The organism is Flavobacteriales bacterium, from assembly GCA_013214975.1.
GTDB lineage: Bacteria > Bacteroidota > Bacteroidia > DT-38 > DT-38 > DT-38.
On sequence record JABSPR010000443.1, the window covers coordinates 1 to 9,141 of the forward strand.

Below are 9,141 nucleotides of genomic sequence, written 5' to 3' on the forward strand. Positions count from 1 at the left end.
ACGAGGTTATAGAAATTGCCTTCGCCAGCCGATTGGTCTGTTGTTCCATTGTATTCGACCGTATTGGCTATGGCCGTGGCATTAAAGGTTAGGGTAGGAGCTACGTCGTCTCCGATTCGAATTGTTTTGTTAGATGCGTTTGCGAATATTCCTGACCCATTTAGATCGCCATTTATAGTTAGGGTTGTAACGTTATTTGTATAGCTGCCATCAAATATCATCTTGTCTCCAAAAGTTAGACTTCCACTGGAACTGTTAATTGTTTTATTGGAACCTGTAAAGGTGTAATCTCCTGTTCCTGTGGTAAATAGTCCATTGTGTAGAGTAAAACTTCCACCGATTGAAAAGCTCTCTCCAGCGCTACTAGTCCATGATCCTGAACTTGAAATAATAATATCATTAAGTATTTTGGTGCCGCTTGTAGAGCTCCAGTCAAGGGAGCCATTAACAGTTGTTGTTCCAGTGTTATTTAGTTTTACTCGATCGATTACTCCTGAGGTACCAGAAGAAATTAGAAGGCTTGTACAGTTAAATTCTCCAGATGCACCTCCACCAATCGTTCCACCGGTAAGTATGGTGGAGCCTAGCATGTATACTCCAGATGAATTAGAGAATCTCATTTCTCCGTTTGAGTTAATTCTGGTAGTCCCAATAACAGTAAGTGAGTCTGGGGAACTTCCTGCTCTTAATCTTCCTCCTGTAATTGTGAGGTCTCCATTTACGGTTGTCATTCCTGCACTGAGTTCGAGATTTGATGTGGGATAATAGTTATCTCCAATCAAGTTGTAATAGGAGGCAGCGGCTATGGTTTGGTCAACACTACCGTTGTACGTCACTGTACTGGTACCAGAGGAGAATATTCCAGAATTTGTCCAGTCGTCAGCAATATTCATATTGCCCGCTCCGGTAAATGATAAATTCCCAATTCCTTTATAATCTCTGTTAACGTCGAGAGCGCCTGTGGTAATAAAGATTTCTCCGCTGTTTACGATGTCTCTAGCAACGTTAACATTATTGTTGTCTTGGTTGAAGGTAACTTCTGAATTAATTTGAAGGTCCGTTAATATATTGAGAGTTCCCGAAATGGATTTGGTAGAAGCAGTTGCTCCTGTACTTAAAATTAGATTTCCATATGTTGGTAAGATGGAGATGCTTTGGCTGGTATTTGCTTGGTACCTAATTGTACTTGTAGAATCTATAATTATGTTTGCGCTAGTATATCCTGTTGGGAAGCTTACCATAGTTGATCCATCGGTTTTTCCTAAATTTAAATCAACGTTTGCAGCGAGGCTTAATTTGCCAGTGGCATTTCCAATAATTTGATACTCATCCGTATCTAAACTTCCAACGTTAATATTAAGATCGCCGTTAATTATCAGATTTCCAATCATTGTTTTGTCGCCAGTGCCGCTAATTATTAGATGGTGATACGTGCTTAAATTAGGAATTGGAATATCTGAATTTGATGTATATTCAATATCTACGGTGTTGCCAGGAGTGGATGCGTCCAGGTTGTTTACAGTGATTGTTGAGCCTTTATAGTTCAATGTGTCATTAGCTCCATTTATAAATGTTCCGCTACCTGTAAGCTTTTGGCTAATGGTAAGATTGGCGTTATTTGTAATTGTCCCGTTGCAAATAAAATGCACAAATTCTATTGGACCTCCTTCTAATGTTTTGCCAATTCCGGTAAGAGTGTAATCACAATTTATTCCTGAACAGGCTAGCCAGATTCCTCCATTATTGTTTATCGATCCGGTTATAGTAAAGTCTTCATTTACATTATTGTTTTTCCAAATCCCGGTGGAGGATAGGATAATATCGTTTAAGCTTTTGCTGCCTTCGGTGCTTGAGAACGATAACGTTCCGTTTATCAATGTTTGCCCTAAAACGGTTAAATGAAATTTTCCAATGTCAGGAAAAGAGCTTTCATTGATTATTAAATCACCGTTAATAAGCAAGGTTGCTATGTCGGATGATTGAGTTAGGCTTCCACTAAGGATACAGTTTGATCCTACAGTTAGAGTAGTACTGGATTTGCCCAGTATTTCGGATGATGAGTTTACCGTTAAATTACCGTTAAGGCTTTTTGTTCCACCACCACTAGAAAGGCAGAGTATGTTTTGAACGAAACTATTACCCGTCACGTTAAGATTTATCCTACCTAGTTTAGTTGTATCAGAACCAGTTGTTGTGAAAGTTCCGGATACATTAATTGTTGCCGTACCTGAGCTTCCATTTTGCCGGTCTATTTTGCCTGCCCCGTTTATAATTAAATTTTGGTTAATATTTAGTGTGTTTGAATTATATGTAGAAAGAAACCCATTTACGGTGAGGTTCTCACAACTTCCATTTTCTAGAGATATCGTATCGTTCGCCGAAATTGTTACGCTGTCATTTATATCTGGAGTACCATCTTCATCATTTCCTGAAGAAAGCATCCAAGTGGATGAATTATCAGACCAGTTTCCGTTAGATATACTTGTGAAAACGGCTTGACCTGAGGATGTTTTGGAAAAAAGAATGCATAGAAATATCACTCCCAATAAATTTTTGAGAACGATATGATGATTTGTGAGATAGCTTGATCTTGGGGGCAACGTATCATTAATATATGATATCCGCTTTGAAATAATTTCAGCGGCACGGGGCGAATTTAATTAAACTTCTGTATTTATGTTAGTTGAGGTAGGTTTTAATTATTTCTACCTTAGAATCCAGGGCCTCTTTAAGTCGATACCTGTCTTGAATAATCTTAATGGTTTTATCTGCGAGAGAAATAATTTCGTTAAACGATTTTTCTATTTCTTCTTTAGGCTCTTCCGTTTCAATATTAACCTCTAATTGCAGAAGTGATTATCCAAGCATCTGTGCACCAAAAACAAGGGCTACACCTTTAAGCGTGTGTGTCTTGCAGTTTTCTAAATCGTCGTCGCTAAAAGTTTGTGTAATTTTAGGGACGTATTCTTCAATATTAACAATCGTTTTGCCTGCAAGTCGTTGTAGTTTTTCGGGTTTGTATTTCATTAGTTTCTCAATCTCTCCTAGTTTGTCCCAGTCTAGCAGCATATCTGGATCTTTTACATCAACAAGCTCATTGCTTGGTTCAACTTCGCTTTTTATTTCCAGTGTTTTAGGGATTTCTACTTTCGTTTCAATAGCCGATTCTGTTACCATTCCGATTAGAGGTATTTGAATCCATTTATGAAATATTGCTTGTAAACTTTCGTAAGTAATTGGTTTAGCCAAGTAGTCATCTAGCCCTGCATTGATGTATTTTTCTTTATCTCCACTCATTGCATTTGCCGTTAATGCTACGATTGGAGGAGTGTCGGAATCCAATTCTTTGATTTTATTACAAGCCGTTATACCATCCATGTTGGGCATCTGAATATCCATTAGAATGATATCGTATTCTTTCTTTTTATATTTTTCAATTGCGTCGAAACCATCTAATGCCGTAGTTACCATGCAATTCAAATTCTGAAGAATAGCTGTGCAAACGATGAGGCTAACTTCTTTGTCGTCTACTAGTAGAACGTTAAGCTGTTTGGATGCTTTGTACGTTGCTGGTTTATCTGCTTCCTTCGAATGTAAGTCTTTAAACTCAAGCGCTCTATATCTAAGTAGGTAAGGTATTTACGGGAGAGTAAGACTTAGGTTTCTGTTGTTTAAGGATATACGAATATACCTAGTAGCTATTAGTAGAATAATCGACAAGCTTTATGAGGAGATCAACCACATAATACGATCATATGAGATGGCATAATGGATTAATGTATTATACCTAAGGCAATTGCCATCTGAGTTTTATCATAATCGAAGAGGCACCAGGTTGCAAAACTAAAGAGAGCTAAGTTTAACGGATTTGAGCCCATATATTATTCTTGAATATTAATTTCGATTTCTATAAAATTCTAATCTTGCACCCTATTTACTACGTGTGGCTAATAGAAGAATTAGTAAGTCGTAAAGAAAAGATTATTTGGTAAATTTATTCTTTACTCTATTTAAAAGTATAGCTCTTGTTCTATTCGCAATCATTTTTTTTTCTTGGTGTTTTTATACTGATGAATATTTCTTGTTCAAATGAGGAATCAAAGAACAGAGAAAATAAGAAGGGTGAAAACTATCGAATTGTTTTTTCTCATAGCTCTGGACATTACCCTCAGGAATTTGATTTGGTTATAACATGTAAGGATGTAGAATCGAATATATATTATTCTCTTGATGGGTCTGTCCCAAATCCGCAGAGTAAATCCTCTTTTAAATACAAGGAACCTATCCGAGTTGCGAAAATGTATCTCGAAGAGCATGATTTAACTTTTATTCCTACTACTATACTTAAAGAAAAACCTTTTTATAACATGTGGCTACAGCCCAAGAAAGACATGTTAAAGGGGATGGTTGTTAGAGCACAAATATTTAAAGATGGTAAAGCAGTTAAGAAGGAAGTTGCCAAAACTTACTTTGTCGACGAATTAGATATAAGCCTGCCAGAGATATATTTAACTATCAATGAAGATGGATGGTATGATAATGATACTGGTATATATGTACTTGGATCGCACTACAATCCCCAAAGGAAATACAGTGGTAATTTTTTTGAAAAAGGAATTGAATGGGAGCGTGCTTCCAACTTGGAGTATTTAGATAAAGACCAGAAAGTACTTTTAGATCAAAAAGTAGGAGTTCGGATTCATGGAAGGTGTAGTCCCGAAAGTCCGTCTAAATCCTTGCGCTTTTATTCCCGAAAAAAATATGGCAAGAGCAAGATGAAATTCAATCCCTTTGGCAACGGAGGCTTAAATAGTTACAAGCGCCTTTTACTCCGAACCCCATATTCTACTTGGAATAAAAGAATATTTGCCGATCAATTGATACCAGAAATATTTAAAGACATGGATTTTGAATATGCCAAGAGCTCCCCTGTAAACCTCTATCTGAACGGGGAATACTGGGGTATTCTAGATTTATGCGAAAAAATGGATCGGTATTTCTTTAACGATTATTTTGATATAGATAAGGATAGTTTGCAGTATGCTACCGCAGCCTATAATTCAAATTATGGTGAAAGTGATAATTTTAAAGAATTGTATGATTTTGTTGATAGTAATGATCTAACAACGTTGGATAATTATCATTTTGTGAGTGAGCAAATGGATATAGACAATTATATCGATTATGTTGTGATGGAAAATTATATGGCTAATGTTGATTGGCCGGGTAATAATAACGAGAGGTGGAAGGGATCGAAGAAGTGTAATAAATGGAGATGGTTAATTGTCGATATGGATGCTATAATGACAAAAAAAAATCATATGATGCTGAAGAAGTTGATGGATATTGACGAGGGAAGCTCTAGGTCAAGACAGGAGTCTACGCTGTTATTTCGGAAATTGATAGCCAATGAAGAGTTCAAAAATAAGTTTGTTAGACGATCCGAAGAAATAATGTCTACGGTGCTATGTCCGAAAAGACTGGTTGCTATCATCGAGAAATACGAGGCATTGTACGAAGGCGATATTAAAAGACAAGTTGATCGATGGCATTTACCTGAAACAGTTGAGCTCTATTATGAAAGGAATAACAAGATGAAATCTTTTGTAAAGGAGAGAGCAAAATACGTAATTGATGAAATAGAGGAGCGTTTTGGTATTCGGATTAATCCTGTTTGCAAATGATAACGGGGTATGTCTTTTAGGGTCAACGAACTATTAGGGGTAATTACTCGAGCAATTTTGTAGATAAAAAGCAATAGAAATAAAAATATTTAGGCATGAAAATTAAACTCATATCAGCAATAATAACTTCTTTATTGGTAATCAGCTTTAATGGACATAGCAATAATTTCGATTGGTTGGAGCCATTTGGAGGCGCCTCAAACGATAATTCAGAATCTGTTGCTGTAGATGTTAGTGGAAGTGTTTATACAACAGGCGGTTTTCAGGAAACTGTAGATTTTGATCCGAGTTCTGCCACTTTTGAGTTAACTTCTTCTGGCAATTTTGATTGCTTTATTAGCAAGATAGATGATCATGGAGAGTTTGTTTGGGCCAAATCCATCTCTGGATTATCTAAGATTTATGGAACTTCTATTCATGTGAATGTATTTGGGAAAATATTGATAACGGGATACTTTAAAGATGAAATTAGTATTGATTCAGTGGAGGCATCTGCTATACGAAATTCAATAGGGAGCAATGATATATTCGTCTTGAAACTTGATCATACAGGAGATTTTATTTGGTTAAAAACATTTGGAGGAGTTGGCTTAGATGAATCTGTTGAGGTTTCTAGCGACGATGCCGATAATGTTTATGTAAGCGGACTGTACTCTGATATCGTTGATTTTGACCCCGGACCTGATGTGTATGATATTGAGTCTTCGGGTGAAACGGATGTTTTTCTGCTCAAATTAGATACGCAAGGCGAGTTTCAATGGGCTAAATCTGTTGGAGGAAGTTTATGGGATGCATCCAGGTCGTCAACTACAGATGGAGCAGGTAATACATATGTTGCTGGATATTACGAAGCCACTGCAGATTTTGATCCGACAATAGGTGTGGACGAATATACTTCGAATGGTGACTATGATTTTTTCGTAGAAAAATTTGATGTGAATGGTGATGTGGAATGGATGACTTCTTTTGGGGATATTGGCGATGATTGTATACTGTCTATTAGTATTGATAATTCTGGAGATCTAATTTCAACTGGTTTCTTTTTTGGAACAATGGATTTCGATCCAGGGGTGAATGAGCTTTTATTGACCTCTAATGGCGGAGCAGATATTTTGGTGATGAAAATGGATTCGGATGGAAATTTAATTTGGGCAAATTCCATTGGAGGTACGGGAACAGACCATGGAAATTCTATAGCTTCCGATCTTAACGGTAATATATTCTCTACTGGCTACTATATGGAAATCATGGATTTTGATCCGAGCGATGGTGTTTTCTTGGATACATCAAATGGCAACAAAGATGTTTTTATTCAGAAGTTAAGTACAGACGGAGGTTTTGTTTGGGGCTTATCGGCAGGAGGAAGCTCAATGGATGAAGGAAAAGATATAATAGTTGATAATTCTGATTATGCAATTTTAACAGGAGTTTATCGAAACGATGTGAGCTTTTCAGAATTTGACAATACATCTAATGGGGCAGGGGATGTCTTTGTTTGGAAAGTAGACTTGTCGACAGTAGGTGTTGTAGAAAGAGTTGAAAAAAAAAATATTAAGGCTTATCCTATTCCTACAAACGGACCGTATAAAATTGAATTGGATGATTTTTATTCGAACGTAATGGTAAAAACCTACTCTATAAATGGATCGGTAATTTCTACAAATGAATTTGTAAATGATAGAATTTTGGAACTAAATATAGACGGCCCTTCAGGAACTTATCTTGTCGAAATAATTTTTAAAGAGAAGTCCTTTTGGTCGAAAGTAATAAAGGAATAGGGCAATATATTGTGTCTGTTCCTTAATAATAATAATGGGATACTAAACCTAATTAGCTGGTTTCGCAGAATGCCAATTCTCTGGGATCGGCCACCAGTTTTCTAGAAACTTCTTACTTAAGGGTTGCGAATTTCTTTCCTTTTTGATTTTTCTAACGTTGAATTGTAATGCTTCCACCAAATCGGCTCCGGTATTAGGGCGCTTGATAATAAAGTCTTTAACATTAAATTTCGCAAGTTCCGCTTCCATTTCTGGCTCAGGGTGTCCGGTCATGACGATAGTTCTACAACTACCAATTTTTAATCTTTTCAATATATCAATGGCTGTTCCATCACCTAGATGGTAATCGATAACTAGAATGTCTATGTCTGGTGATTTTCTCAGATTGGTAATACAAGCCTTAACACTAGAAAATTGAAAAACATTTATATCCATTGTATTTCTTACCTTGTTTTCCAAAATAAAGGAAACAAAAGCGTTGTCTTCTACTAGTAGTAAATTCAATTTCTTTGAAGGTTTTCCCATAATCTATAGCGTTATAAAATGATCATTAATTAATTCCATGACCCCTTATACGGTTAGATTAAATTTCTGCCGAGATATTTCGACGAACTGCATTAATGTCACTTAGTTAGGACTTGATTACCTTGCGAAATATCGATAGGCGGTGGTGTCTTATGGATAAACCACTGCATATTAACTTATTACTACGTCGTACTTTTTGCTGATAACCTTTGGGAATAGATAGCCCGACTGTATTACTATTTGAAGTTTGTATGTGCCTGGATTAATAGTTGGCGTTTCCCAGGAGATATTGAGTTGGTTGGTTGAGTTTGGTTCTAGAACAATTTTCTTATCGAGATTGACTCGTACGATAGTTTTCTCCTTCACATCTTTTTGCTCTAATGAAAGAGATATGTGATAGGGCATGCCTATTCTGTTTAAATCAATTGGGTAGGCATATGGGTTTAGTATTTCAATTTTACCCAAACTTGATTCACCAATATTTAAAGTTGAGATATCGGTCTCCTTTATAGTTGCTTTTAACTTATTAAATACTTGATATTTTTCAACTGTAGTGTAACGAAGAAGTTCTCCTGATTCTAGTCTTAGCGTATCGAAATGCGAGGAGGACCAATTACTCATAAACAAAACCGTCTCATTATGGAATGTGTCTTCTCTATCTAAAATATCGTATTGGTTTTTACGGTACGAAACATTGTTATCAGAAAAGGATTCTATACCAGTGTAGAAATTATATTTAGAAGCTTTTTGATATGAGTTTACGAAAACCACTTTTTTTCCTTTCGCAAGTTTATGTATTGCCATGTAATAATCCTTACCCCTTTTATGAAATTCAGTCTTAAAAGGTAGCTCCAGAGAAATTACAGTTCGTATACTAAGAATAAATAGTATACTACATATTGCTATATACTTATAAGCGGTAGTTGACTTTGGTTGATCAGAGATTAATTTAAAAACAAGGATTGTCATTGGTATGAAAGCGAAAGCAACCCAATGAGCCTCTATTCTTGATCGGAAAGAGTACAGAAAGAAAAACGCGATGAATCCTGCGAAGATTTGAATATAAAATTTGTTCTCTTTTTTAAAATCTAGGTTTGCTTTAGCCAGCTTGTACAGAACAAGTATTAATATAACAGGATTAAGTGCTATTAGGG

The 9,141-nt window shown here is 36.1% G+C and carries 6 protein-coding genes; 2 read left to right on the forward strand and 4 right to left on the reverse strand.

Annotated features, from left to right (window positions below; genetic code table 11):
• Together HRT72_13780 and HRT72_13785 are read right to left on the reverse strand one after the other, a co-directional pair.
• Positions 1-2,546 (reverse strand): hypothetical protein (locus HRT72_13780; protein ID NQY68778.1); only part of this gene is annotated, 2,546 nt, incomplete at its 3' end.
• Positions 2,547-2,856: 310 nt separating this feature from the next.
• A complete protein-coding gene (locus tag HRT72_13785) occupies positions 2,857-3,639 on the reverse strand; it encodes a response regulator (GenBank protein ID NQY68779.1) in 783 nt (260 codons plus the stop codon).
• Positions 3,640-4,070: 431 nt separating this feature from the next.
• Here HRT72_13785 and HRT72_13790 point away from each other — a divergent pair, with 431 nt between their 5' ends.
• Together HRT72_13790 and HRT72_13795 are read left to right on the forward strand one after the other, a co-directional pair.
• Positions 4,071-5,684 carry a CotH kinase family protein gene (locus HRT72_13790; GenBank protein ID NQY68780.1) on the forward strand — a complete coding sequence of 538 codons (1,614 nt, stop codon included), beginning with the start codon at positions 4,071-4,073 and terminating at the stop codon, positions 5,682-5,684.
• A 95-nt stretch (positions 5,685-5,779) separates the two neighbouring features.
• A complete protein-coding gene (locus HRT72_13795; protein NQY68781.1) occupies positions 5,780-7,462 on the forward strand; it encodes a T9SS type A sorting domain-containing protein in 1,683 nt (560 codons plus the stop codon).
• Between the two features lie 48 nt (positions 7,463-7,510).
• Here HRT72_13795 and HRT72_13800 read toward each other — a convergent pair whose 3' ends face one another.
• Positions 7,511-7,987: a response regulator gene (locus tag HRT72_13800; GenBank protein NQY68782.1), complete on the reverse strand. Its 477-nt coding sequence runs from the start codon at positions 7,985-7,987 to the stop codon at positions 7,511-7,513.
• Between the two features lie 171 nt (positions 7,988-8,158).
• Positions 8,159-8,791 carry a hypothetical protein gene (locus HRT72_13805; GenBank protein NQY68783.1) on the reverse strand — a complete coding sequence of 211 codons (633 nt, stop codon included), beginning with the start codon at positions 8,789-8,791 and terminating at the stop codon, positions 8,159-8,161.
• Positions 8,792-9,141 lie beyond the last annotated feature (350 nt).